Raw genomic sequence first — 431 nt, 5'->3', positions numbered from 1 at the left:
AAGTAGTTCGCTATGTCGAGTTATTATTCAGTTGCCCCTCAGCCATTACCGGAGCAGAAGAAGCGGCCATTCTGGTTGATTGCTGCTGCGGTCGGTATTCTCGTTGGCATACTTCTTGGTGTAGCGTTTTGCAGCCCTTCTGAATCTACAACCACGGTTAATATGACACCGTGCAGGAACTTTATCAAGAGTTCTTACAACTTAAACTCGGTTCAGGCGCAGGTCAGAGACTTGGTTTCTGATGGTCTCAAAGCAATTTCAGAGGGTGACTATGCGGAGTCAGATCGTTTGACTCAGAAGATCAATGACTTGGAACCTGAAGTGCAGAGCGCAGTGGATAATTACATCCGTGATCGTGGTGCGTGCCAGGAAATAACTGGATAGCATGGAAAAGCATTCGATGTACTGCGACGAAGAGTTTAACGTTATGC

At 46.6% G+C, this 431-nt stretch carries 1 protein-coding gene; it reads left to right on the top strand.

Annotated elements, in window-relative coordinates; genetic code table 11:
- Window positions 1–12 precede the first annotated feature (12 nt).
- Window positions 13–384, top strand: a complete 372-nt coding sequence (locus D7V80_RS41615; RefSeq protein WP_147447420.1) for a hypothetical protein — start codon at window positions 13–15, stop codon at window positions 382–384.
- The last annotated feature ends 47 nt before the right edge of the window (window positions 385–431 follow it).

The sequence above is a fragment of the Corallococcus sp. CA054B genome (assembly GCF_003611625.1).
Taxonomy (GTDB): Bacteria; Myxococcota; Myxococcia; order Myxococcales; family Myxococcaceae; genus Corallococcus; species Corallococcus coralloides.
Note: the sequence above shows the minus strand (reverse complement) of the source record. Positions and strands in the feature narration are given on the sequence as shown.

What these genes read in the sequence shown, in the direction of transcription:
- D7V80_RS41615 (WP_147447420.1), top strand. Translation starts at nt 13, where the DNA reads ATGTCGAGTTATTATTCAGTTGCCCCTCAGCCATTACCGGAGCAGAAG.